The sequence below is a fragment of the Rhizobium skierniewicense Ch11 genome, from assembly GCF_023757665.1.
In the GTDB taxonomy this organism is placed as follows: Bacteria; Pseudomonadota; Alphaproteobacteria; order Rhizobiales; family Rhizobiaceae; genus Agrobacterium; species Agrobacterium skierniewicense.
In genome coordinates, this window is record NZ_RXPG01000030.1 from 128,455 (window position 1) to 154,123 (window position 25,669).

At 57.1% G+C, this 25,669-nt stretch carries 24 protein-coding genes; 17 read left to right on the forward strand and 7 right to left on the reverse strand.

What is annotated here, in order from left to right:
• The first annotated feature begins 78 nt into the window (after positions 1–78).
• From EKM04_RS20525 to EKM04_RS20545, 5 genes are all read left to right on the forward strand, one after another.
• Complete coding sequence (locus EKM04_RS20525) at positions 79–2,166, forward strand: ABC transporter substrate-binding protein (protein WP_183893117.1); 2,088 nt, start codon at positions 79–81, stop codon at positions 2,164–2,166.
• A gap of 108 nt (positions 2,167–2,274) precedes the next feature.
• On the forward strand, positions 2,275–3,282 hold the full coding sequence (locus EKM04_RS20530; RefSeq protein ID WP_174155327.1) for an ABC transporter permease: 1,008 nt from the start codon (positions 2,275–2,277) through the stop codon (positions 3,280–3,282).
• Between the two features lie 43 nt (positions 3,283–3,325).
• Entirely contained in the window at positions 3,326–4,414 is a 1,089-nt protein-coding gene (locus EKM04_RS20535) for an ABC transporter permease (protein ID WP_234910853.1), read from the forward strand.
• A 12-nt stretch (positions 4,415–4,426) separates the two neighbouring features.
• Positions 4,427–6,094 carry an ABC transporter ATP-binding protein gene (locus tag EKM04_RS20540; protein WP_183893119.1) on the forward strand — a complete coding sequence of 556 codons (1,668 nt, stop codon included), beginning with the start codon at positions 4,427–4,429 and terminating at the stop codon, positions 6,092–6,094.
• A gap of 19 nt (positions 6,095–6,113) precedes the next feature.
• Positions 6,114–7,493 carry an alpha-glucosidase/alpha-galactosidase gene (locus EKM04_RS20545; RefSeq protein WP_183893121.1) on the forward strand — a complete coding sequence of 460 codons (1,380 nt, stop codon included), beginning with the start codon at positions 6,114–6,116 and terminating at the stop codon, positions 7,491–7,493.
• A gap of 387 nt (positions 7,494–7,880) precedes the next feature.
• Here the strand turns inward: EKM04_RS20545 and EKM04_RS20550 are convergent, their stop codons facing one another.
• Positions 7,881–8,642: an SDR family NAD(P)-dependent oxidoreductase gene (locus tag EKM04_RS20550; protein ID WP_183893123.1), complete on the reverse strand. Its 762-nt coding sequence runs from the start codon at positions 8,640–8,642 to the stop codon at positions 7,881–7,883.
• Positions 8,643–8,903: 261 nt separating this feature from the next.
• On the opposite strand from EKM04_RS20550, the gene EKM04_RS20555 reads away from it, so the two are divergent.
• The 9 genes from EKM04_RS20555 to EKM04_RS20595 all read left to right on the forward strand — a co-directional run bounded on the left by EKM04_RS20555 (position 8,904) and on the right by EKM04_RS20595 (position 18,273).
• A complete protein-coding gene (locus EKM04_RS20555; protein ID WP_183893125.1) occupies positions 8,904–10,061 on the forward strand; it encodes a transporter substrate-binding domain-containing protein in 1,158 nt (385 codons plus the stop codon).
• Positions 10,058–10,711, forward strand: a complete 654-nt coding sequence (locus EKM04_RS20560) for an ANTAR domain-containing response regulator (RefSeq protein WP_183893127.1) — start codon at positions 10,058–10,060, stop codon at positions 10,709–10,711. Before EKM04_RS20555 ends, EKM04_RS20560 begins: the two co-directional genes overlap by 4 nt.
• 85 nt (positions 10,712–10,796) lie before the next feature.
• Positions 10,797–11,972: an urea ABC transporter substrate-binding protein gene (locus EKM04_RS20565; protein ID WP_234910854.1), complete on the forward strand. Its 1,176-nt coding sequence runs from the start codon at positions 10,797–10,799 to the stop codon at positions 11,970–11,972.
• Between the two features lie 71 nt (positions 11,973–12,043).
• On the forward strand, positions 12,044–12,916 hold the full coding sequence (locus tag EKM04_RS20570) for an ABC transporter permease subunit (protein ID WP_183893131.1): 873 nt from the start codon (positions 12,044–12,046) through the stop codon (positions 12,914–12,916).
• Positions 12,917–12,920: 4 nt separating this feature from the next.
• Complete coding sequence (locus EKM04_RS20575) at positions 12,921–13,997, forward strand: branched-chain amino acid ABC transporter permease (RefSeq protein WP_183893133.1); 1,077 nt, start codon at positions 12,921–12,923, stop codon at positions 13,995–13,997.
• Between the two features lie 2 nt (positions 13,998–13,999).
• Positions 14,000–14,716: an ABC transporter ATP-binding protein gene (locus tag EKM04_RS20580; protein WP_174155313.1), complete on the forward strand. Its 717-nt coding sequence runs from the start codon at positions 14,000–14,002 to the stop codon at positions 14,714–14,716.
• Positions 14,709–15,425 carry an ABC transporter ATP-binding protein gene (locus tag EKM04_RS20585; RefSeq protein ID WP_174155312.1) on the forward strand — a complete coding sequence of 239 codons (717 nt, stop codon included), beginning with the start codon at positions 14,709–14,711 and terminating at the stop codon, positions 15,423–15,425. The genes EKM04_RS20580 and EKM04_RS20585 overlap by 8 nt, the downstream gene beginning before the upstream one ends.
• A gap of 40 nt (positions 15,426–15,465) precedes the next feature.
• Positions 15,466–16,464 (forward strand): acetamidase/formamidase family protein, encoded by a 999-nt coding sequence (locus EKM04_RS20590; RefSeq protein WP_174155310.1) that lies wholly within the window; start codon positions 15,466–15,468, stop codon positions 16,462–16,464.
• Between the two features lie 63 nt (positions 16,465–16,527).
• Positions 16,528–18,273, forward strand: a complete 1,746-nt coding sequence (locus tag EKM04_RS20595; protein WP_183893135.1) for a nitrilase-related carbon-nitrogen hydrolase — start codon at positions 16,528–16,530, stop codon at positions 18,271–18,273.
• A 20-nt stretch (positions 18,274–18,293) separates the two neighbouring features.
• On the opposite strand, the gene EKM04_RS20600 is transcribed toward EKM04_RS20595, so the two are convergent.
• The 4 genes from EKM04_RS20600 to EKM04_RS20615 form a co-directional block, all read right to left on the reverse strand.
• A complete protein-coding gene (locus EKM04_RS20600) occupies positions 18,294–18,533 on the reverse strand; it encodes a hypothetical protein (RefSeq protein WP_183893137.1) in 240 nt (79 codons plus the stop codon).
• 172 nt (positions 18,534–18,705) lie between these two features.
• The gene (locus EKM04_RS20605) at positions 18,706–18,957 is read right to left on the reverse strand and encodes a hypothetical protein (protein ID WP_174155301.1); all 252 of its coding nucleotides are present in this window, start codon (positions 18,955–18,957) and stop codon (positions 18,706–18,708) included.
• 83 nt (positions 18,958–19,040) lie between these two features.
• Positions 19,041–20,402, reverse strand: a complete 1,362-nt coding sequence (locus EKM04_RS20610) for a sensor histidine kinase (RefSeq protein ID WP_183893139.1) — start codon at positions 20,400–20,402, stop codon at positions 19,041–19,043.
• A complete protein-coding gene (locus EKM04_RS20615) occupies positions 20,402–21,070 on the reverse strand; it encodes a response regulator transcription factor (protein ID WP_183893140.1) in 669 nt (222 codons plus the stop codon). Before EKM04_RS20615 ends, EKM04_RS20610 begins: the two co-directional genes overlap by 1 nt.
• A gap of 133 nt (positions 21,071–21,203) precedes the next feature.
• Between EKM04_RS20615 and EKM04_RS20620 the strand changes: the two genes are divergently transcribed.
• From EKM04_RS20620 to EKM04_RS20630, 3 genes are all read left to right on the forward strand, one after another.
• Complete coding sequence (locus EKM04_RS20620) at positions 21,204–21,710, forward strand: hypothetical protein (RefSeq protein ID WP_183893142.1); 507 nt, start codon at positions 21,204–21,206, stop codon at positions 21,708–21,710.
• Positions 21,711–21,932: 222 nt separating this feature from the next.
• The gene (locus EKM04_RS20625; protein ID WP_183893144.1) at positions 21,933–23,036 is read left to right on the forward strand and encodes a PAS domain-containing protein; all 1,104 of its coding nucleotides are present in this window, start codon (positions 21,933–21,935) and stop codon (positions 23,034–23,036) included.
• 12 nt (positions 23,037–23,048) lie between these two features.
• Positions 23,049–23,456: a response regulator gene (locus EKM04_RS20630; RefSeq protein WP_174155293.1), complete on the forward strand. Its 408-nt coding sequence runs from the start codon at positions 23,049–23,051 to the stop codon at positions 23,454–23,456.
• Between the two features lie 147 nt (positions 23,457–23,603).
• On the opposite strand, the gene EKM04_RS20635 is transcribed toward EKM04_RS20630, so the two are convergent.
• Complete coding sequence (locus EKM04_RS20635) at positions 23,604–24,965, reverse strand: amidase (RefSeq protein WP_183893146.1); 1,362 nt, start codon at positions 24,963–24,965, stop codon at positions 23,604–23,606.
• 1 nt (position 24,966) lies between these two features.
• Positions 24,967–25,653 carry a DUF2848 domain-containing protein gene (locus EKM04_RS20640; RefSeq protein ID WP_183893149.1) on the reverse strand — a complete coding sequence of 229 codons (687 nt, stop codon included), beginning with the start codon at positions 25,651–25,653 and terminating at the stop codon, positions 24,967–24,969.
• Between the last annotated feature and the right edge of the window lie 16 nt (positions 25,654–25,669).

Consider the following 25,669-nt stretch of genomic DNA (forward strand, 5'->3'; position numbering starts at 1 on the left):
GAGGAGGCGTCGGTGCAGTCGGTTTCCGAGAACCATCAAGGAGGGGCGTGTTGGTCGCGCCATTGGGAGGATATGACGATGCAACATAAACGCAAGATTTTCTTGAGTGCATGCCTTGGTTTCGGCGTTTCGCTGATCGCGATGAATGCCCATGCCTTCCAGACATCCGCGCCACCTGAACCAGCCAAATTTCCTGCGGAAGGCAAGATAAAATATGTGGAGCGCGATTCCATTCTGGAGTTCAAGGCGCTGCCGAATTACAGCGAGCCCGACTGGGTTTCGGAAAAGTTTGAAAAGACTGGCAAACTGCCGCCACTCAAGGAGCGTCTGCCGGAAGAGCCGCTGGTCTATAAGACCGGGAATATGCCGGACGGTGTCGGCGTTTATGGCGATACCATCCGTCACGTCATCGGTGGACGGCCAGAGGGCTGGAACTATATGGCTGGCCAGACGCAGGGTTGGGGTGGCATTGATATCGCACTGTCCGAATGCCTCACACGCACGGCGCCGCTATTTCAGGTGGAAGCCAAGGATACGGAGCCATTGCCCAACCTCGCCAAAAGCTGGGACTGGTCGCAGGATGGCCACAAGCTGACGATGCACCTCGTCAAAGGTGCGAAATGGTCGGATGGCGTTCCGTTCACTGCCGAAGACATCATGTTTTACTGGGAAGACGGGGTTGTCGATCCGAACGTCTCACCGCTTGGCGGTGGTGCTTCACCAGAAGCATTCGGAGAGGGAACCACGCTTGCCAAGATCGATGATTACACCGTTGAATGGACGTTCAAAAGCGCATTTCCCAAGCAATATCTCTACACGATGGCCTATCCGAACTTCTGCCCGGGACCAGCGCATATCCTGAAGCCTCAGCATCCTAAATACTCCAAGAACACCTACAACCAATTCAAGAACGCCTTCCCGCCGGAATATATGAATATGCCGGTTATGGGCGCGTGGGCGCCGGTTGAATACCGTCCCGATGACCTTATCGTCCTGCGCCGCAACCCCTATTACTGGAAGGTCGATGAGAAGGGACAGCAATTGCCTTATCTCAACGAGGTTCATTACAAGCTTTCGACGTGGGCTGACCGCGATGTACAGGCTGTGGCCGGATCAGGCGATTTCTCCAATCTGGAGCAGCCGGAAAACTTCGTGGCTTCGCTCAAACGTGCCGCCGACGAAAAGGCACCGGCCCGCCTTGCATTCGGTCCACGTTTGATCGGTTACAATCTTCAAATGAATTTCTCTGGCAATGGCTGGGGCGCGCCCGATGAGCGTGAGCAGGCCATCCGCGAGTTGAACCGCAATCAGGACTTCCGCGAGGCCGTGACATCTGCCATCGATCGCAAGGCGGTCGGCGACTCGCTGGTCAAGGGCCCGTTTACGGCGATCTATCCCGGCGGTATTTCTTCCGGCACGAGTTTTTATGACCGCAACTCGACGGTCTATTATCCCTATGATCTGGAAGGAGCAAAAGCGTCTCTTGCTAAGGTGGGCCTGAAGGACACGGACGGTGATGGCTTTGTGAACTTCCCGGCGGGCACCGCAGGCGGCAAGAACGTCGAGATCGTTCTGCTTGTGAATAATACCTACACGACAGACAAGAGCCTTGCGGAAGGTCTGGTTGGCCAGATGGCGAAGCTGGGTCTGCGGGTGGTGTTGAACTCCCTCGACGGCAACCAGCGCGACGACGCACATTATGGTGGACGGTTCGACTGGCTTGTGCGCCGGAACACCACAGAGCTTGCCTCCGTGGTGCAGAACACCGAGCAGCTTGCACCTGTCGGCCCGCGCACCAGCTGGAACCACCGCGCGCCTGAAGGCAAGCAGGTGGACCTGATGCCGTTCGAAAAAGAGATGGTCGATCTCGTCAACCGCTTTATCGCATCACAGGATAATGCGGAGCGGGCCGAACTGATGAAACAGTATCAGAAGGTCTACACGCAAAACCTCTACACGATTGGTCTGACAGAATATCCCGGTGCACTGATCGTCAACAAGCGCTTCGCCAACGTGCCGCAGGGAACGCCGATCTTCATGTTCAACTGGGCGGAAGATGCGATCATGCGTGAGCGCCTTTGGGTCGCCGCCGACCGTCAGGGCAAATACGAGCTCTTCCCGCAGCAGCTGCCCGGCAAGCCGGGTGATGCCGGACCGATCAACTAGCTCCCTCCCGGAGACACCATGACCGGTCGCGCGTGAAGCGCGGCCGGACCGGGGGATAAAGGCGGCACCGGTCACAAGCCGGGCCGCAATGCAGGGAGACATTTCGTCATGCTCAGGTTCTTTTTCGTACGCCTCGGCTCCGCAGTGCCGGTTATGCTGATCCTCAGCGTCGTAACCTTTGCCATCATTCAGGCGCCACCGGGTGATTATGCGGATTATATTCGCTCACAGCTTATGAATCAGGGCGGCGCTTCTTTCGAGCAGGCGCAAGCGCAGGCACAGGCGTACCGCATCGAACACGGTCTGGATAAGCCGATGGTCGTGCAATATGTCAACTGGGTCAGTGGTATCGTGACCCGCGGCGATTTTGGCTACAGCTTCTATTATAACAAGCCGGTTGCGGACGTGGTCGGAGAGCGCCTGCCGCGCACCCTGCTTCTGGCGCTGGTCTGCCACCTGTTTGCGTCCATTCTCGGCATTACCTTCGGCATATGGGCCGCGACACGGCAATATTCCTGGGTCGATAATCTTCTCTCGACCATCGCATTTCTGGGCATGACGATACCGCGCTTCCTGATGGCGCTGATCATGGTCTACCTGATGGTGTTTCACTTCAATGTCGCCGAAATCGGCAGCTTCTTTTCTCCGCAATATGGCGGTGCGCCATGGTCCTGGGCGAAATTTGTCGATCTCGTCAGCCATGTCTGGCCGGTGGTCGCCATCGCCACCTTTGGCGGGCTGGCTTACAATATGCGCGTCATGCGCGGCAATCTGCTGGATACGCTGAATGCGCAATATGTCGAAACCGCCCGTGCCAAGGGGCTTTCGGAGGGCGCTGTCATCATGCGCCACGCCGTGCCGAATGCGCTGCATCCTTTGGTCATGTATCAGGGCGTCGTTCTGCCCTACATGCTGACCGGCGAAATCGAAACGGCCATCATATTCGCGCTTCCGACCGTTGGTCCCGCCATTGTCGGATCAATGGCCGTAGGCGATGTCTACGTGACCGCCACCTTCATGATGGTTCTCGCCGGAACGCTGATTATCGGCAACATTATCGCAGACATATTGCTGGCCATGCTCGATCCGCGTGTGCGCGAATTAGGGAGGGCGTGAGATGGTTGCTGTTCATTCGTCAGCGCAACAGGAACCGGCAGTGATGGTGGCCGAGCAGCGCGCCAATGAAGGCTACATGGCGCTGGTCTGGCGTCGTCTGCGGCGCTCTTTTACCGGCATGGTCGGTCTTGTTCTGGTCGTCCTCCTCATCGTCATCGCCCTTTTCGCCGACTTTTTTGCACCCATGGACCCTACGGAAACCGGCGCGAGTTTCACACCGCCGCAGACGATAAGTTTTCGGGAAAAAGATGGCGGTTTGAGCGTTTGGCCGCGCGTTTACGGCATGGCGGAAACCGAGGAACTTGACCCGATAACATTCCAGCCCATCGTCGGGCCGAACTACGATAATCCCCACTATCTCGGCTTTTTCGTCGAGGGCGCGCCCTACAGGCTTTTCGGCCTGATCCCCATGGATACGCATTTTTTTGGATCCTTGGATGGTGAGGCGGTACATTTTCTGGGAACCGACAAGTTCGGTCGCGATGTGTTGTCGCGTGCCATTCACGGGTCGCGTATTTCCTTGTCCATCGCGCTGAGCGTGGTCTTCATCGTGACGGTGATCGGCACCAGCGTTGGCTTGATTTCTGGTTACTTTGGGGGCGCTGTCGATGCGTGGGTACAGCGGTTCGTGGAAATCGTTCTCGCTTTTCCGCAACTGCCGCTTTATCTGGCGCTGACATCGCTTATTCCGGTAACGGCACCCACCAACGTGTTTCTCACCTTCGTTGTGGTCGTCATGTCGGCTCTGGGCTGGGCGCAGATGTCGCGTGAAGTGCGTGGCAAAACGCTGGCGCTGGCGCGTATCGACTATGTGCGGGCCGCCATGGCGATTGGTGCGACCGACAGGCGCATCATTTTCCAGCACATCCTGCCCAATGTGATGAGCCATGTGATCGTTGCCGTCACGCTGCACATTCCAAGTGTCGTGCTTTTGGAATCCTTCCTCGGCTTTCTGGGCTTCGCCGTCAAACCTCCGCTGATCTCGTGGGGGCTGATGTTGCAGGATACGGCCACCTACTCTGTCATCGGTTCCTATCCGTGGATTCTGGCTCCGGTCGGTTTTGTTCTGGTCACTGTTTTTGCCTTCAACGCGCTGGGCGATGGCCTGCGCGATGCTGTCGATCCCTACTGAGAGGAGAGTGAAATGGTTGCTTCCTCACCGGCATCTTTTGCCCCTGATTTCCGCTTCGACCACGCATCACGTCAGGATGCGCCGATCATTGATGCGCGCAATATCGCTGTGAACTTCAAGGTGGAACATGGCACCGTCAATGCGGTGAAAGGCGTGTCGTTCCAGCTTTATCGCGGCGAGACCATTGCGATTGTCGGTGAATCCGGTTCCGGCAAATCCGTAACGGCGCGAACCATTATGGGGCTATTGTCCAAACGCGCCATCGTGTCGAAAACGGCCTCGGTATCCTATGAAGGAAAGAACATCCTGCAATTGCCGGAGCGCGCCCGCCGGGCAATGCGTGGCAACCGCCTGGCGATGATCTTTCAGGAGCCGATGAGTTCACTGAACCCGATCTACACAATCGGTAGCCAGATTGTTGAGGCCATTCGCGTTCACAACCGGATGAGCCGCAAGCAGGCCGAGGCGCGCGCGCTGGAACTGCTGCAGCAAGTCCATATTCCTGACCCGGAAGCGCGGCTGAAACAATATCCGCACCAGCTCTCCGGCGGGCAGCGCCAGCGCGTGATGATTGCAATGGCTCTATCGAATGACCCCGACGTACTGATTGCCGACGAGCCGACAACCGCCCTTGATGTGACTGTTCAGGCGCAAATCCTCAACCTCATCAGGGAGTTGCAACAGGCCCGAGGCATGGCCGTGGTTCTCATCACGCATGATCTGACCATCGTGCGGAAGTTTTCCGATTATGTTTATGTCATGCAGCATGGCGAGGTGCGCGAGCACAACGCGACCGAAGAAATCTTTGCAAATCCGCGCCATCCCTACACCAAAACGCTTCTTGATTCCGAACCGCAAGGGCAGGCCAAGCCTCTACCTTCTGGTTCAACGACTTTGCTGGAAGCCAGCGATGTGCGGGTGTCTTTCATGTTGCGCCATGGCGGTCTGTTCAAGCCGCAACTCAAGGAACTGATCGCGGTCGATAGTCTGGGACTGACGCTTCGCAGACATGAAACGCTCGGCCTCGTTGGTGAATCGGGGTCTGGAAAGACAACGTTTGGACAATCTTTGCTGCGCCTGAATGAACCGGAAGGCGGCCGCATTCTGTTCGATAACGAGCCGATCCACGACAAGTCTCGCGCGCAAATGCGCCCTTTGCGGTCGCGGATGCAGGTGGTGTTTCAAGACCCTTTCTCATCGCTCAACCCCCGCATGACCATCGGCCAGATCATAGAGGAAGGGCTTGTGGTCAATGGGCTCGGCGCAAGCAGGTCGGAGCGGCTGGAGCGGGTGTGCGATGCGCTGGCGGCCTCAGGCATGCCCACCAATATTCTCTCGCGGTTTCCGCATGAATTCTCCGGAGGCCAGCGCCAGCGCATCGCGATTGCCCGTGCCGTCGCGTTGGAGCCGGAATTCATTCTGCTGGATGAGCCGACGTCTGCACTCGACCTTTCGGTACAGTCCCAGATCATCGCGCTTTTGCGCAAGCTGCAGGATGAGAGGGGGCTGAGCTACCTGTTTATCTCTCATGACCTGAAGGTGGTGCGCGCGCTCTGCCACCGCGTCATCGTCATGCAGAGCGGTCGCATTGTGGAGGAGGGCGGCGTGGAAGACGTGCTTGCCAATCCACAGACTGCCTACACCCAACGGCTTGTGAAAGCCGCATTTGAAATCGCCTGACCTGCTATCGGAGACAAACATGGCAAGAAATCCAAGGATCACCTTCATCGGCGCCGGATCGACGGTGTTCATGAAAAACATCATAGGCGACGTGCTGCAACGTCCCGCCCTCTCCGGCGCGACGATTGCGCTGATGGACATCAATCCGCAGCGGCTTGAGGAAAGCGCAATCGTCGTCAACAAGCTGATTTCCACGCTGGGTGTAAAAGCGACCGTCGAAACCCATGCGGATCAGCGCCGGGCCCTGACGGGTGCCGATTTTGTCGTGGTCGCCTTCCAGATTGGCGGTTATGAGCCCTGCACTGTCACGGACTTCGAAGTGCCCAAAAAATACGGGCTGCGCCAGACGATTGCCGATACTCTGGGTGTCGGCGGCATCATGCGCGGGCTGCGCACCGTGCCGCATCTGTGGAAAATCTGCGACGATATTCTCGACGTCTGCCCGAATGCGATCATGCTGCAATACGTCAACCCAATGGCCATCAACACGTGGGCGATTGCCGAGAAATACCCGACGATCCGGCAGGTGGGGCTTTGCCACTCTGTGCAGGGCACGGCCATGGAGCTGGCTGAAGATCTCGATATTCCCTACGAGGAAATCCGCTATCGTTCCGCCGGTATCAACCACATGGCGTTCTTTCTGGAATTCGAACATCGTCAACCGGATGGCAGCTATCGCAATCTCTACCCTGATCTTTTGCGGGCATACCGGGAGGGCCGTGCGCCCAAACCCGGCTGGAACCCGCGCTGCACGAACAAGGTCCGTTATGAAATGCTGACCCGTCTCGGCTATTTCGTCACGGAAAGCTCAGAGCATTTTGCGGAATACACGCCCTATTTCATCAAGGAGGGTCGCGAAGACCTTATCGAGAAATTCGGTATTCCGCTGGATGAATATCCCAAGCGCTGCATCGAACAGATCGAGCGCTGGAAGGGGCAGGCGGCGGCCTATCGTTCCGCAGAAAAGATCGAGGTTCAGCAGTCCAAGGAGTATGCATCCTCCATCATCAACTCCGTCTGGACGGGTGAGCCTTCGGTTATTTATGGCAACCTGCGCAACAATGGCTGCATCACGTCACTGCCGGCCAATTGTGCCGCAGAGGTGCCGTGCCTTGTCGATCACAATGGCGTTCAGCCAACCTTTATCGGGGATCTACCGCCCCAGCTTACTGCGCTGATGCGCACGAACATCAATGTTCAGGAGTTGACGGTGGCTGCGCTGATGACGGAAAACAGGGATCACATTTTCCATGCAGCGATGCTGGACCCCCACACGGCGGCAGAACTCGACCTTGACCAGATTTGGTCACTTGTTAACGACTTGCTTGTTGCCCATCGGGACTGGTTGCCAGAGTGGAGCCAGTTTGAGCCGAAGCAAGCGAAATCAATGTCTTATTGATGTTTTTGGAAGGCGACGCATTCAAGGCCGTGATTGGTATTTGTTGTGACCTGTTCAAAAATATTGTCGCGCAGAGCCGTTTACGCGACTTTTAACGACACGACTTTGGGGTGTCTCATGTCGTTGACGTTTGCATTTGTCCGACAATCGATGGATTTGATGCACGCTCTGGACAGTGGGATTGGAGCTTGAAGATACGTTGGAGGTTCTCACGATGCGGCGAAGCGGACGTAAGGCGCACCTTCAATTGCTTGATGAGGTTAGAGCGTTTCCATTTAACAAGGAAACGCTCTGATCAAGACGGTTGGTATAAGGCCTGGGATGTGCTGTTCACCAGATAGACGTTTTCCACAATTGATCAGTTGCACCCGTCCTCGGCTGAGACAATCAAAGCTGTACGCCGCGGGTTAGCGCACCGTCGACCACCAGGTTGGTTCCATAGATGAAACTTGCGGCGGGGCTTGCGAGAAAGACGACTGCGTTTGCAATCTCCTGCGGAGTTGCCATACGGCCGGTTGGATTCAAGGCAAGCGATGCCGAAAACAGCTCTGGATTGTTTTTCTCGATGCTCTCCCAAACGCCACCGGGGAAATAGGTATTGCCCGGAGACACGGTATTGGCGCGGATATTTTTGGGTGCAAGCGCATATGCCAGACCCTGGGTATAATGTGTCAACGCCGCCTTGAATGCGCCATACGGACCGGCGGCAAAATCGATCTCCCTAGCGGACACCGACGCGATCGCAACAATCGATGCACACTTGCTTTTTTCCAGATGCGGCATTGCCGCATTGACGAGCCGGACCGTCCCCATCATATCGACGTCAAACCCCTGTTGCCAACTCGCCTCGTCATTTCCGACCGCGAGTGCGCTGACATTAGCAACAACGATGTCGATGCCCCCGAATTCGGTCGCGGCCTCGTCCACCCAGGCGGAGAGGGCGGCACCATTCGCGACATCGACAGCTCTACCCAAAGTAGAGATGCCGGGATTGGCCAAGGCTGCGGCAACCGACGTTGCCTCCTGTGCATTCCGGCTACAAATCGCGACACTTACGCCCTCTGCCGAAAGCGTTTCGGCAATCTTCAAGCCGATGCCGCGCGTCCCGCCTGTCACCACAGCCCGCAGGCCCTTCAAACCCAGATCCATTGTCATCTCCACGTCGAGGTCGCCGTCGTAGCGCCTGTACGCGCATAGGATCCAACCCGGCGGGACAGGGCGTCAAGGGAAAATAGCGCATCGAAAAAAGTTGAAATCAGTGACTTGACAATTGGGAAACAAAAGGTCAGCTTAATTTCGAGGCTGCGAGCAAAGATGCTCAAATAAGCGCCATTATTGTCAGTTTTTCATTCGGGCAACGTCGCCGCCAGTAGCTTTTGCTATCAGGTTTCAACTTTTGGCTGCCTCGACATGATCAACGCATTTCCAGTTGGAATATTGTTCTCTGTGACCGGCTCTTACGGAACCGTTGCCAGATCTATGCGAAACGGCGCCATGCTCGCCTGCGACCAGATCAACAGCAATAGCGAATTTGGCGTCACACTCCTGCCAATAGCTTGCGATCCAGGCGGCGATGCTCTGGCCTATGCGCCAGCCGCCGAGGCGATGATCGCCAACGGGGTCAAGAACGTGGTGGGTTGCTACACGTCATCCAGCCGTAAGGAAGTCATTCCCGTCTTTGAAAAACGCGACGCGCTTTTGTGGTACCCCACCCACTATGAGGGCTTTGAAAGTTCTGCCAACGTCATCTATACCGGCGCATCACCCAATCATCACATGCTGCCACTGGTGGATTATGTCACGCGTCATGTCGGGCGCCGGATTTTCTGCGTCGGCTCCAACTATATCTGGGCGTGGGAAAGCAATCGCGTCCTGCGCGAGGAGCTTGCCCTGCGGCAAGGGTCCGTTGTCGGCGAACGTTATCTGGCCGTTGGCGAAACAGATGTCGATTTCCTCGTCCAATCCATATTGGACGCCGATCCGGACGTGGTCTTCAACTCTCTCATTGGTGAATCCGCCTATACGTTCTTCCGCGCCTTTCGGGCCGCGTGTGAAGCACGGGGCATCGATCAGGCAAAACGCTATCCTGTCGCAAGCTGCAACCTGTCGGAGCCGGAACTTGACCGGATCGGCCCAGGCGCTATCGATGGACACTTGAGCTCCAGCGTCTATTTCGCCTCGATCGACACGGTTAGAAATCGCCAGTTTGTCAGTGATTACTGTGCCGCATTCCCGGAAGAGAAGGCGCCGTCAGCCGAAGCGGAGGCCGCTTACGTGGCGATGTTCCTGCTTGCCCAGTCCCTGCGCGATGCCGGCACCGACAATATGCGTGCCGTCAAGACCTGTGCTGCCCGCCAGCATTTGAATGCCCCGCAGGGCGACGTGACGATCGATCCCGGTACGTTCCATACATATCTAACACCCAGGATCGGGCTGTCGCGCCGCGATGGTCATTTCGATGTTCTGTTCGATGCGGCTAGCCCCATAGCGCCGGACCCGTATCTGATTCATTCCACCGCTATCCGTGAAGCGCCGTCCCGTCGTCCAGCGTTAAGGATCGTGTCATGAGGTCAAACCGTTACGTTCAGAATTTTCGGCAACGTCGGGCGCTCGTCCTCAGCAACGACATGCGTGCCGTCGATACCATTACTGCCATGGTGACACGGCTTGGCATGTCTCTGGAACAGCTTTCGCCGGGCAATGACGAATTCCGTCTTGTCCTTGAAACAGCCGAGACGCAGCGTGACGTACTTTTCTTTGATGGCGACCTGAACCTTTTCCCTGATACGACCCATGGCGGCGCTGAGGAGCTCAGAAACATTCCTGTGGTCGGTCTGGTCGGTATCGAAGCGCCAAGCCGACTTCGCACATTGATGCAGCTCGGCGCCACCGCGTTTCTTTCAAAGCCCGTTCATAGCGGTTCGATCTTTTCCGCTCTTTATCTCGCGATCAACACGTTCGAGCAGAAGGCGGGCCTGCGGTCATCGATCCAGGAGCTCGAAAACCGTCGCCGCTATCGCCGCCACGTCATCAAGGCGGTGACACTGGTCATGAAATCCCATTCCCTCGACGATGAGGGAGCGTTCGCCATGCTGCGCAGGGAAAGCATGCGCGCACGTCTCAGCCTGGAAGCCTACTGTGAAAGCGTCGTTCAACGAAGCACGATGAAAACCACTGACGAGACGGAACCTGACAAGAAGCAGGCCGTCGCCGAGTAGCCAACCCACCTCCATGGAGAACAGAATGATGAAGACGCTTAACGGCGCCGTGACGGCGCTTGGCCTGATTTTGCTTTGCTCCAGCATGGCACGTGCCCAGGAGCCGATCAAACTCGGCGTACTCGAAGACCAGTCCGGCGACTTTGCTGCCGCCACAATCGGAAAAGTCCACGGCATCCAGCTGGCGGCCGAAGAGATCAATGCCGCTGGCGGCATCGCCGGTCGGCCTTTGGAACTGGTCATCTATGACACCCAGTCTGACAACACCCGCTATCAGGAATTCATGCGCCGCGTGCTACAGCGCGACAAGGTGGATGCCGTCTTCGCTGGCTTTTCCTCAGCGTCCCGCGAGGCGTACCGTCCTATTGTCAACCAGTTCGACGGCTTTGCCTTCTATAACAATCAGTACGAAGGCGGTGTCTGCGACGCCAATATGGTCGTCACCGGAGCCGTGCCGGAACAGCAGTTCTCGACCCTGCTCCCTTATATGATGGAGACCTACGGGAAGAAGGTCTACACCATCGCTGCGGACTATAATTTCGGACAGATATCTGCCGAATGGGTCCGCAACATCGTCAAGGAAAACGGCGGCGAAATGGTTGGTGAAGAGTTCGTTCCGCTTGGCGTCTCGCAGTTCTCGCAGACGATCCAGAACATCCAGGCTGCCAAGCCTGACTTCATCGTCACCCTTCTGGTCGGTACCGCGCAGGCATCCTATTACGAGCAGGCCGCGGCGGCGAATGTGAACAAGCCGATGGCATCGTCCGTCAATGTCGGCCAGGGCTACGAGCACAAGCGCTTCAAGCCACCGAGCCTTGCCAACATGTATGCGACCGTCAACTGGATCGAGGAAGTCGACAATCCCCAGTCGAAAGCCTTTGTCGAGAGATGGCACAAGAAGTTCCCGAACGAACCCTACATCAATCAGGAAGCGGAGAACTCGTATCTGGCCGTCTACCTGTACAAGCAGATGGTCGAACGTGCCAGCGGATCCACCAAGAAGGACGACTTGCGCAAGGTTATCGCTCAGGGCGATGTCTGCTACGACGCGCCTGAGGGCAAGGTCTGCCTTGATCCAAAGAGCCAGCATATGTCGCACACGATCTATCTGGCAAAGGTCAACGATGATCACTCCATCAGCTTCCCGAAGGTCTGGAACGACATTAAGCCGTACTGGCTGGGGAGCGCGGGCTGTGACCTGACGAAGAATGATCCGAGCGCACAATATACGCCATCCAGCCCGCCACCTGCGGCCAACTGATACCGGCCCGGCCGGGCACGATGTCCCCGGCCACCCTTCCTAAAAGGCGAGAAGCAAGGACGTCTTTCCCTATGACTGTGTTCTATACACTCTTCAGCTTCCTCTATCAGACCGGAGACGCGTTCGCCTTTCTCGTGCTGTCTGCCTGTGGCCTCGCCATCATTTTCGGCATGATGGGCGTTATCAATCTCGCACATGGCGAATTCATCATGTGCGGCGCTTACGTCTGCTCGGCGAGTGCCCGCGCAGGCCTACCGCTGCCGCTCGCCGTCCTTGCGGGCGCGCTTGCGGCGGGTATCGCCGGCATGCTGGTCGAAAGGATCGTCATCCGCCCGCTCTACGATCGTCCTCTCGATACGATTGTTGCGACCTGGGGCGTGTCGATGATCGTCACCCAAAGCACGCTGATCCTGCTCGGCTCCATCATGCCCGGAACCGGCACCCCGTTCGGCAGCTTTGCCGTCGGTCCCTACTCCTATTCGATCTACCGCGTTGTGCTGATGGGCGCGGCTCTGACAACGCTCGGTCTTCTATGGCTTGGCTTCACCAAGACCCGTTTCGGTGTTCTGGCACGCGCAACGATCCAGGTGCCGCATATTGCCCAAGCCCTCGGCGTCAACACCGGCCTCGTCTACAGTCTGACCTTCGGCCTTGGCGCGGCGCTCGCAGGACTGGCGGGCGGCCTCTATGCCCCGACCATGACGCTCGTGCCGACAATGGGAAGCGCCTTTGTCGTCGAAGCTTTTGTGACGGTGGTCGTGGGTGGAGCGGACATCTTCCTCGGAACCGCACCTGCTGCCCTTGTTCTGGGTGCCGTCAAAGCGGGCCTCACGTCATGGCAAGGGCAACTGGCGGGCCAGATCGGTCTACTGGTCGCAGTCATCATCGTCATTCGCATCCTGCCGCGCGGTATTTCCGGCTGGATCCTTCGTGAGAGGGCTTGATCAGATGCGCAAAGAGAATGTCCTGTCGAGGGCCTTTGGATTGCTGGAAGGACCACAGACATTGGGACGCGGAAAACCGTTCTGGACCGTTTTCCTTGTCGTCCTTACACTTGCCTGCGCCTACCCGATGTTTGCAGATGGCTATGATGTCGGCAACAATGTCTATTTCTTCAACTGGGTCTTCATGGCGCTCGGCCTCAGCCTGATCTGGGGCTATGGCGGAACATTGAGCTTCGGCCAAACCGCCTTTTTCGGCGTCGCCGGATACAGCTACGGCATTATTTCGACCAATATCGGTGACGCCTATGGCCTGACACTGGTGGCCCTCGTTGCATCCGTAGTCGCTGCAGCGCTCCTTGCCGCCATTCTCGGCTACTTCCTGTTCTTTGGCCGGATCAGTGGCGTCTTCCTCGGCATCGTGACGCTCTCCGTCACGCTGGTGCTCGAGCGCTTCATGGCCCAGACGGCGGGGCCGGAATGGCAAGTCGGCACGGTTCGGCTGAACGGCTATAATGGCATGGGCGGCATGCCGTCGCTCACCATCCCCTGGTTCGGCGGCGATATTGTCCTGTTTCCCGATATCCAGCTCTATTATTTCACGCTTGCGCTGCTCGTCGTCTGCTATCTTGGCCTACGCGTGCTGGTGAACTCTCGCTTCGGCAACGTCCTCGTCGCGATCCGCGAAAACCCGCAACGGGCGGAAATGCTGGGGTATGACATTCGTGTTTACCAGCTTGTGACCTTCGTTATCGGCTCTGCCCTGGCTGGTCTTTCCGGTGTTCTCTACACGTCTTGGGGCAATTACATCACGCCTGCATCGATGGGCATGACGGCGGCGGCCCTTCCAATCGTCTGGGTCGCGGTGGGTGGTCGCAGCGATCTCACAACCACGCTTGTCGGCACGCTGATCGTGCTTGCAGGCTTCCAGGCGCTCACGATCCATGGAAGCCAGTATGCACTCGTCGTCATGGGTCTTCTTCTGGTGCTCACCGTCCTTGTTGCGCCACGCGGCCTCGTCTTCGGGCTTGGCTCAGTGATTGCGCGGGTGTTTCGCCGAAAAGCGTCGACCGGAGAAAAGTGAACATGGCCATTCTTGAAACACGTGATCTCAACAAATGGTTTGGCGGCCTGCACGTGACGGGTGGTGTCAATTTTGCACTGGATGAAGGCGAAATCCATTGCTTGATCGGTCCGAACGGGGCGGGCAAAAGCACGCTTTTCCGGCTCTTTCTGGGTGAACATCTGCCCACCAGCGGCCAGATCCTGTATGCGGGTCAGGATATTACCAAGGCAAAGCCGTTCGAGCGCATCCGCCGCGGCATCAGCGTGAAATTTCAGGTGCCCGGCATTTTCAAGGCTCTGAGCGTGCGCCAGAACCTTCAGATCGCGCTGCAACACCATCGACTGCCGGAGACGCTTGACGAGGAAATCGACAAGCTGCTCGAATTCCTCAAGCTGACCGAAGCGCGCTATCAGCTTGCTGGCAATCTCAGCCATGGGCAGAAACAATGGCTGGAAATCGGCATGGCGGTTGGCCTTAAGCCCCGGTTGCTGCTGCTGGACGAGCCGACCGCAGGCATGACACCGGACGAAACGGCAGCGACCGGCGACATGGTTCAAGCGTTGAACCGTGAGGGTGTGACGGTGCTTGCTGTCGAACACGACATGGCCTTCGTTCGCCAGATTGCCCACAAGGTCACCGTCCTGCACTTCGGCAAAATCTTCGCTCAAGGCACGATTGACGAGATCGTGGCGGATGAACGCGTGGCCGCAATCTATCTGGGAGATGCCCATGCGTAAGGAGATCCTTCTCAACACGGTCGGCCTGTGGTCTGGTTACGGCGGCAAGCCGGTTCTTCAAGGCGTCGATATCCAGGTCCGCGAAGGTGAGATCGTTGCTGTCATCGGCCGTAACGGTGTCGGCAAATCGACGCTGATGAAGAGTCTGATCGGGCTGCTGCCTCGCGACAAGGGCTCGGTCATCTTCAAAGGGCAGGAGATCGACACCGTGCCAGCCTACAAGCGGGCGCGGCTGGGCATCGGATATGTTCCGCAGGGACGCGATGTCTTTCCAAGGCTGAGCGTGATTGAAAACCTGCAGGTCGGGGAATCCATCAGTGGCAAACGCGCGTCGGCCGATCAGATCGAGGCGATCTTTACTTATTTTCCCATTCTGAAAGAACGGCGCAACCAGCAGGCCGGTACGATGTCGGGCGGACAGCAGCAACAACTGGCGATCGGGCGCGTTCTCATGGGCAATCCGGCCCTGATCCTTCTCGACGAACCCTCGGAGGGTATTCAGCCGAACATCGTTCAGGACATTGCGCGGATCATGGTTGAGTTGAACAGAACCAGCGGTATCACGGTCGTCTTCGTCGAACAGAACATCGAGATGATCCGCGCGATGGCGCAGCGGTGCTACGTCATAGACAAGGGCCGGATCACCAACGAGATCATGCCGGAAACGCTCGAAGACCGGGATGCGGTCCGCCGTTTTCTGGCTGTGTGAAACCTTAAAACATCAAACTGAGCACGTAAAGGAGTACCTTATGACCTGGCTCGACGAAACGATCATGGCACGCAAGGGCGTTGCCAAGGGCAAAGCCGGTGAAACCCACGCGATTACAGAGGAAAGCCAAGGCAAGTATCATTACGTCTACGGCGCCTACGTCGAACCGATCCTCAAAGTCGATCCGGGTTCGATCGTCTCGGCGGAGACCCATGATGCCTTCGAAGGCGCGATCAAGAACGAGACCGACATTCCGTCGAAGATCCTCAATTTCCCCTTCCTCAATCCGCAAAACGGCCCAATCTACGTCAACGGTGCAGAAAAGGGCGATTGCCTGGCCGTTCACATCAAAAACATCGTTCCACGCGGACCCCAGCCGCGCGGAACGACCGTTATCATGCCGGAATTCGGCGGCCTTGTTCCAACCAATGATACGGCAATGCTGACCGCACCTCTTCCCGAGCGGGTGCGGAAAGTGCATGTGGATAAAGATGCCGGAGTAAAGTGGAACGACAAGATCACGCTTCCCTATGAGCCCTTCATCGGGACCATCGGAACGGCACCGGAAATCGAGGCAATCTCCTCGCTCGTTCCCGACTATTACGGCGGCAACATGGACCTGCCGGACGTTTGCCCCGACACCGTGATCTATCTGCCGGTCAACACAAAGGGGGCCTATCTCTATCTCGGTGATTGCCATGCGGCTCAGGGCGACGGGGAATTGTGTGGCGTCGCCATTGAGCACCCGACGGTGACCACTATTCAGATCGACCTGATCAAAGGCTGGACCATCCGGACACCACGCCTTGAGAACGACCGTTTCTACATGACGATCGGCTCCGCGCGCCCCATGGAGGACGCGGCCCGCAGCGCCTATCGCGAGCTCATCCGCTGGATGGCGGCCGACTTCGGCTTTGACGAGATCGATGCATACATGCTGCTGACGCAGTGCGGGCGCGTGCGGCTGGGCAATATGGTCGACCCGAAATACACGGTTGGCGCTTCGGTGCTGAAATCGATCGTCGGCATTGCTGCCTGATCGACAGTTCTTTGCGACAGCCCGACAACCGGGCGGTCTATTCTACCTCCAACGGAGATTTCCATGACCGCCCCGTTCAAGGCCGCCGCCGTGCAGTTCGAGCCGCATTTCGGTGAGAAGAAACGAAATATCGACGTGCTTCTCGCCCTGGTCGAAAATGCAGCCAAAGCCGGTGCCAAGCTCATCACGACACCGGAGATGGGGACTACCGGCTACTGTTGGTATGACAGAGCCGAGGTCTCCGGCTTTGTCGAGACAGTTCCAGGGCCGAGTACCGACCGCTTTGCGGAATTGGCCCGCCGATACGATTGTTACATCGTCATCGGCCTTCCCGAAGTCGATCCTCAGACCGACCTCTACTACAATTCCGCGGCGCTGATCGGACCGGAGGGCGTCGTGGGCGTGCACCGCAAGACACACCCCTATATTTCAGAACCGAAATGGGCAGCCTCGGGTGACCTTGGCCATCGGGTCTTCGAGACGAGGATTGGCCGAATTGCCATGCTGATCTGCATGGATATCCACTTCATCGAAACGGCGCGTCTGGTCGCACTCGGTGGGGCAGACGTGATCTGTCATATTTCCAACTGGCTCGCCGAGCGAACGCCTGCGCCTTACTGGATCAGTCGAGCCTATGAAAACGGCTGCTACCTGATGGAGAGCAACCGTTGGGGCCTTGAGCGAGGCGTCCAGTTTTCCGGCGGTAGCTGCATCATCGGGCCTGAGGCGGAGATGATGGACGTCGTCGACGACGGTGACGGCATTGCTTATGGCGTGATCGAGCCGGCACGATCCCGCAAACGGCAGGTTGCGGGCGAGCCGGTGATGCGTCAGCGCCGCCCCGAACTTTACATGGACCTGATGACCAACACATTCGCCTGGAATCCGGGACAATTCTTCCGTCTTTACGGGCATCGGCCTATTGCAGACGGGCGTGTTGGCCGCGTTGCCGTTGGCGAATTCACGCCGACATCCGATATCACCGCCAACCTGATCTCGATGACTGACCTGGCCGAAGACGCAAAGGCACAGGGCGCAGAGCTGATCGTCTTCCCCGCTTTTGCTTTGACTGGTCTCACTGCCCCCGGAGAAACGGCCACGTCGAGTTCACATCCCGCGATACATGCAATCGCCACTCTATCCGAGCGGCTGGATATCTGCATCATTGCTGGCTTTGCCGAGGCAAGCGATGGCGAACGGTTCTGTAGCGCCATCATCGCCAGACCGAAGATGCCCATCACCACCTATCGCCAAATTCATCTGACCGAGGACGAGAAGACCTGGGCAACGCCAGGTGACGAATTCTGCGTCTTCGATCTTCCCTTGGGACGAGTAGGTGTCCTGATAGGGCACGATGGAGTCTTCCCTGAGGCTGGCCGCGTTCTGGCCCTTAGGGGCTGCGACCTGATCTGCTGCCCATCGAGCATAAGCGACGGCTTCCATTTTGGTCACCCAGGAAGCAGTGTCAGGCAGCCCGACCCCATCCCTTCTGGCGCCGATCCGGTTCACTGGCACCACTACCGGGTCCGTGCGGGCGAAAACAACTGCTACTTCGCATTTTCCAACACCAAGACCGCTGGAAACAAATCGGCTGGCCTAAGTGGCATATTCGGACCGGATACCTTTGCCTTTCCAAGGAAGGAAGCCATCGTGCTCGATGGAGAGCTCGCGGTCGCCGATATCGATCTGTCGAGCACCAGCCCGACCTATCCGACCAATGTCACGCGCCGGAAAGACCTCGTCCTCATGCGTCAGCCGCATCACTATTTGCCGCTTGTCATGACCGGCAGAAAACCCGACCATCAGTAGTCATCGAGCTTTATGGCGGGTCATCCCATATCGGGAATGTCGCCGTGTTGGAATATGATGGTCGGAGGGCCGTACTCCCCGATATCGGGGTCGGCATCTCGCGTCCATGCTATGATGCCGTCATATTGGCTGGCCAAAGATTTGCCCTCGCGCACGGCCCGTTCTTCTGTTGGCATCTGCTTCGGCTCAAAAGCCTCAACCATATTGCCCTCATCGTCGGCTTTGTAAGCGGCAAGAACGATCCGTTTGATTTTGGCCATTGCTCATTCCTAAGGTGGATGACTGTTCCTGCATGGCAGGGGCGGACCGGCGGCTAAGGCGCATCGTGAGCCTCGTTGAAGAAGACCCGAAGAGCGGCGAGCGCTGGATTCTGTTTTGTTGATCCAACAAAAAAGGCGAGCTTTCGCCCGCCTCTTCGTGGAATTTGACGGTTTAACGCTGTATCACGCCATAAACGACGCGACTACCGTTGTTTCTATTTCTATCGCGATCATTGTCGCGCCAATTTCCGTTCCGATCGCGGCGAAAATCACGGTCGTAATTGCGATAGTCGCCACGGTTGTCGTAACCACGGTCGTAACGGCTTGAAGAGTAGTAGCCGCCACCGCGATAGCCGCGGTCATCGACGCAACCGCTGAGAACGCCGACTGATATCAAGCAGAGTGCGGCAGTAGAAATTTTCATTGAGACCTCCTGTGCAACCCATCCAAACGCGCGGAGCGGCTCGTATGTTCCAATCGCCCCGCGTCTTCGGTCGATCATGGCCCCTATCGGGCGGAAATCGGAAGAGCAAGTGTTGTGCGTAAACCAGTCGGAACGCTGGGTTCGAGAGACAATGTTCCCCCATAGAGATCAGCCAGTTCATTGACGATGGAAAGACCAAAGCCGCTGCCTGCGACGCGTTCGTCTTCTCTCACGCCAGGGAGCAATACCGATTCCATCCTGTCTTCGGGAATGCCCGGCCCGTCATCTTCAACGATGATGCGAACAACAGAGCGATCTCGGTGGGCGCTGACCTGCACGCGGGAGGACGCCCACTTGAACGCGTTATCGATCAGATTTCCGAGCATCTCTTCCAGGTCATTTTCGTTGCAAGCCGCTTTCAGCGCGTCGTCAATGCCAACGTCGAAGCGGATTTTTCTCTCCGCATGAATGGCGCCGATCGCGAGGTGCAGATCGGCGACACATGCTGCAATATTGACACCGGATATCGTGGTCGTCCCACCCATAGCGTGACGCGCGGCGTTGAGGTGGTGCTTGATTCTCTGGTCGATACGGCGTGTAAGCTCGCGTAAAGTGCCGTCAGGATCATTTCCGTTGTCGAGCGCCAGCATAAGGCTGGCGACAGGCGTTTTGAGACCATGCGCCAGATTGGCGAATTGCAGACGGGTTGCCGTCAGTCTTTCTTCATTGGAAAGCAAAAGGGCGTTGGTCTTCTCTGCCAAGGGAGTGAGTTCCGGCGTTTTTTGGCGCGGCAGCCGCTTCAAATCTCCCTGATTGATAGCATCCACATCGGCTGCCATGGCTGCCAACGGTCGTAATCCGAACCGGATTTGCCAAACCGTGCCAGCCAGAAGAACAATCCCCAAAAAAAGCATGCAGGGTATCAGCCAAAACAGTGCCCGAAGTGCTGGATCGACGAGTGCGCTGAAGGGTGCCGTTGCCGTTATCGTGACAAGGTCTCCATTCAGGTTGCGGGTAGCCTGCCGCGTGTATAGCGACCTTCCGTGTTCATCCTCAGCATCGCCGGGTGACGGCAATCCCGTTATGGTTTCGCGAAATCCTTTCTTGCCTCTAGGCCCGTTCAGGCCGTTTTCGGTCAGTGACCGTGATGTCAGTCGGTCGCTGCCTGTCTCGATTTGCCAATACCAGCCCGATCCGCTTCGATCAAAGGGTGGGGCGTCCAGGAGAGTTGACAGCGCAAGCTGCCCGGATGGCTCTCGGGTGACTGCGCTGGCGAGCGCAGCAATCTGCGTATCAAGCCTCTGGTCAATTTGCTCTCGAACGACGTTTTTCAATGCAAGCCAGAGAGCCACCGAAGCGACCACCAGTGTTGCCGTCACGAACAGGCCCGAGAACAGCAATAATCGTCCGGCGAGCGAGTGGGGATTAAGCAGTTTTTTGAGCATTATCGCGCCACCGCCGCTGTCAGCATGTAGCCCCTGCCTCTGACAGTTTCGATATGCTCTGGGCCAATCTTCTTGCGAAGCCGTGCGACGATGACCTCAATGGAGTTGGAATCGACATCTGCATCCCCATCATAGACCCGCTCGTTCAACTCGCGTCGATCAACGATGATCTCCTTGCGCAGCATGAGGCAGGACAGGACACGCCATTCCAGTGCTGTGAGCTTCAACGGGAGACCATCGAGCTCGAATGTTCCGAGCTGTGCGTCAAAGACAAGGGGCCCACAGTTCAGTCGTGAGGAGGCGTATCCTGCGGCGCGCCTGACCAGCGCACGAAGTCGCAACACAAGTTCCTCGATCTTGAAGGGCTTTGGTAGAAAGTCATCTGCTCCCGCCTTGAAGCTCGCCACCTTGTCCGGCCACCCGTCGCGCGCGGTCAAAACCAATACGGGCAGATTTCGTCCCGCTTCGCGCCATTTCTTCAGGACCGCAACACCATCGATTTTGGGCAGTCCAAGATCCAGAACGGCAACGTCGAAAATTTCCGTCAACCCGGCATGAAGCGCATCTTCACCATTACAGGCAACATCGACTACGAAGTTTTCCAACCTCAGCGCGCTCGCGATCCGGCCGCTGAGGTCGTCGTCGTCTTCTACGAGGAGTACGCGCATAGAAAAATGTTCCGATGAAAATATGCTGAAAGTGTAGATATGGCAGCTTAACTCAAACTGAACGGGAAGGTTCAGCAAGGCGCGGGCTCGCAGGTGCTAGCGTGTATGGGTCATGAACACATGGAGCACCACAATGCAGATCGAACATCAATCTCAGCACCAGCCAGACCACGAAGACGGTCCTACCACGACGCCCAGGAAGACCCGCTCACGATGGGCATGGCCCGCCCTCATGACGGTGTTTGCGCTAGCTCTCGGTGCCGCCGGTGGCGCAACTGCCACGAAACTCATTCGTCCAGTTCCGGAAATGGCGCCGGTAACGCCGGTTGCGATTTCCACGCTTCCGGAGTCCGGCCTTGTGACGATCAAAGGTACAGTTGCCGAGGTCTACGGGAACAAATTCATTTTGCAGGACGAAAGCGGAAAGGCTCTTGTTGAAACGGGTCCTGCGGGTGAGGGCGGAACGCTTGTGAACATGAGCGAGCCCGTGACCGTTCAGGGTCGAGCAGACGACGGTGTCGTTCACGCAAGCTATCTCATCCGCCAGGATGGCACGGCAGAAGCAATCGGTCCCGCGGGACCAAAAGGCCACCCGCATTTACGTCATCCTGATGATACGGACCCCAAGCGGAGACCCTGAACCGCTGGACCAAGGAACATCCAACATTTAATGACGTGAAGACATGTCATTAAAAGAGAGAGTGGCGCTTGATGTTATCCGGAGCGCCATTTTTTCCGTCTGGAAATAACGTGAAAAACAGATATTTTCCGAGCCATCGACTACAAAACTATTCTTTTGAACCGATGGAACCCAAAGATATTTTCGTGCATTTAAGTGTTCGATTATTGGGGGTTACTGAGTATGGTTGGAAGTGACGTTTGGGGCGCGCGCGATGCGGGTGATCGCCTTGTGGCGGCGCATGCATCGGAAGACCCGTTCGCAGCAGCGTTCAAGGCAACCAGAATGCCGATGCTCATCACCGACCCGCGCCAAGAAGACAATCCGATCATTTTTTGCAACCACGCCTTTAGCGAACTCACAGGGTATCCGAACGAGGAGTTGGTGGGGCGTAACTGCCGTTTTCTACAAGGTCCGAATACCGATCCTGCAGCGATTGCTAAAATCAGATCGGCGGTTACCGAGGAACGCGACCTGTCCATCGACATCCTGAATTACAGGAAAGATGGATCGACCTTCTGGAACGCCTTGTTCGTTAGCCCTGTTCGTGACGAGGCGGGAGAAGTGATTTACTTCTTTGCTTCGCAACTGGACTTTACCAACATCAAGAGCAAGGAAGCGGAGCTTGCAGCAGCACGTCATATGGCCGAGGAAGAGGTCGCGCGGCGCACGGCGGATTTGACGGCTGCGTTGACGACGAAAACGTCGCTCGTCCACGAGGTTGATCATCGTGTCAAAAACAATCTTCTAACGATTGCCTCGATCGTCAAACTTCAGGCACGTATGACGAAGGACGATGTTGCCAAACGCACGCTGATGTCTGTTTTGAGTCGAGTGGAAGCGCTGAGTACCGTCCACCGAAAGCTTCTGAACGACGACGATGTCGGTCATTTCGATGTTGCCGACTTTGCAAGCGACCTGATTACCGATCTCGTCGGAGCTTTGAAGCGGTCCGACATCGTTTTGACGACTGATCTCAAAGAGGTGATCGTCCCGGCGCATAAGGCGTCTCCACTCGCTCTTATCTTGAACGAGTTGATTGGCGATGCGGTGCGACGTGGATTGAGCGCAAGTGGCGGCACTATCCATCTGGAGGTCCGCAGACTGAACGGGCACTTTCTGATCCGGGTTGAAGATACGGTTACGCCCGTCGACGTCGACACCGAAGAACAAGCATTCAGCCTGCTGATGCTTCAGACCTGTGCCAAGCAACTTGGCGCCAAAATAGAACGGACAACCGAGGGAAACCGCACCGATGTGCGCGTGACCCTTATGGTTCAGGAATAGAGGAAATAACGTTTGCGTGTCATGATAGTCGAGGACGAAGCTTTGTTGGCACTCGAACTCGAAAGCGAGGTAGAAGCGGCAGGACATGAGGTCGTCGGACAGGCGGCCTCGAGCCAGAAGGCCTGCGAACTTGCCGAACGTGCGACGCCTGACTTTGCCTTCGTCGATATCCATTTGCTTGATGGACCGACAGGAATCGAGGTCGGTCGCTTTCTTACATCGAAAAATGTACCCTTCGTTTTCGTTTCCGGTAATCTCAAGCGCATTCCAGACGATTTCGCGGGGGCAATCGGCGCAATTGAGAAACCCTACACGATGAATGGCCTTCAAAACGCACTTGGCTACATAACCGGTCTTGTGAGTGGAAACCCAATAACCACGCCACCACCCAGTTTGATTCTCGCAACGAGAGATGCGTGACGTAGACGCCGCGTCTGATCATACTTCAGACCGTCGAGACGCCGAAGACGCAAGCGACGTCGACGAGCCACAACCACGCTCCTCTTCAGCTAGAGGGCAGGGTGGTGCGTTTACCTGGCCGATAAGAGCGCAATGTAAAGGGCGTGTTCAGCTCGCCCTGTTTTTCAGGGCGTGTTCGATGGCGAGGCCAACTGAAAGAATTCTTGCATCAGTCAGGGCTCCGCCTGCGATCATCAGGCCCACTGGCGCCGAGCCTGCCGCGTGGCAGGGCAGCGAAAGCCCGCACCCGTCAAGGAAGTTGATCACTGACGAGTTGCGCAAGACCAATCCATTAACGGCGAAGAAGGTGTCGTTATCGGCTTCAAGCGGTGCAACCGCTGGCGCGATGATCGGCACGGTCGGCAACAGGATGGCATCGAAGGCTGCGAGCTTTTCATTGACACTCGTTTGCCAAGCACTGCGTGCTTCAAGCACATCGAGATAATCCGCTGCGCTCATGTCGCGGCCGCGCAGGATACGGCTGCGGACGCGCTGGTCATAGGCGTCGCCGCGACTTTCGAGCAGCTTGCGATGCCAGTGCCAGGCTTCCGCTGCAACGAGCCCGCCCTTGGCATTGATGGTCGCGAGGTGTTCAAATTCCGGTACGTCGATCTCAACGATGTGCGCCCCGCCTTGCGATAGAAGGCTGAGAACCGCTGCAAACGACGCGGCAACATGGTCGTCCATGTCGTTGAGCACGACGGTCTGCGGTACGGCAAGTCTCAGGCCGGCGAGCGGCATCGACTGGATCGATCGATGGGTTTCGCCCGAGATGATGGCGTCGATCAAGGCGCAGCAGGCAACGCTTGCGGCAATTGGTCCGATCGAATCAAGTGAGGTCGAGAGCGGCAAGACAGACTTGCGGCTGACGCGGCGCGCTGTCGGCTTGAAGCCGGTTAGGCCGCAGAACGCTGCCGGAATGCGGATCGAGCCGCCGGTATCTGTGCCAATCGCGGCAAACGCCATACCGTCGGTGACGGAGACGGCAGCACCGGAGGATGAACCACCCGGAATGCGCCCGGTGGATCTGTCGTACGCATTGAGCGGAGTGCCGTAATGGGGATTGAGACCGAGACCGGAAAACGCGAACTCGCTCATATTGGTCCTACCGGTGATAACGGCGCCTGCCCGGGCCAGTGCCTGGACCACCGGAGCATCGGCGGTAGCAGGCGCTGAATGGTTGTTGGCAACGCTGCCGGCCGTTGTCACTTCATCGGCAAGATCGAACAAATCCTTTACGGAGATTGGGATACCTTCGAGCGGAGAGCGGACCTGACCGACGCCGCGCATCAGATCAGACGCATCCGCCATGGCGTGTGCCCGGGCATCATTCCGACGGATGAAGGTTTTTGCGCCTTGACCTGCCGGATCGTCAATTGCAGCGATTGCTGCATCGACAAGCTTCCGGCTGGTGGTTTGCTTTGAGGCAAGCGACGCTGATACGTCGGCAATCGTCGGGTAGTGGGCCATGTTATTCAACCTCTGGCAGGATTTCGATCTCGTAGCCGTGGCGGATGCTGCGGTTCAAGACCGGATCGAACAGTTCCATGGTAAAGCGGGCGGACGGACGAATGCCACCGATAGCACCAACCGTCCCGCAAATCATGCCGGTTTTTTCCGGCAGTGCTGAATCGCCGCCGGTCAGTCCGAAGATCAGGTCTTGCGGCGTGCGCAGGCTGGAAAGGGGCCCCTCTTGATAGAGAGTTTGGGCGTCATTTTCGTCAATCCAAGAGCGGATGATCAGCTGATCCCAATGGTCTGCGACCTCGGCAAACGGCCATGCCGTGCCAGCGATCGGCTTGGGGCAAATCTGCTTTGATAGGGCGACACTATGGCTTTCCAGCTTGCGGTCGGTATGGTCGGAGGCAAGCGAAACGTAGAGATCGTTACCGGAGCGGAAGATGAAGGTCTCTACTTCACCGGAGCTTTGTGTTCCGACCGATTGTATCACGTCCGTCTGGACTGCGCTGTTGGTGGAGACGCGGTAATAGAGCGGTACCGTACTTGGGCGCGGCACGCCGATCGCCGCCAGTTCTTCGATATGATGATCGATGGCAGCCCGGTCACGACCAGCCCAGCCTGCAACCACAAGGTAGTCAATCTCTGTGTCGAGCTCAGTCTGGGACGTCGCGGATTCGATCGTGAAATGCAGTTTCATGAGAAATATTCCAGTG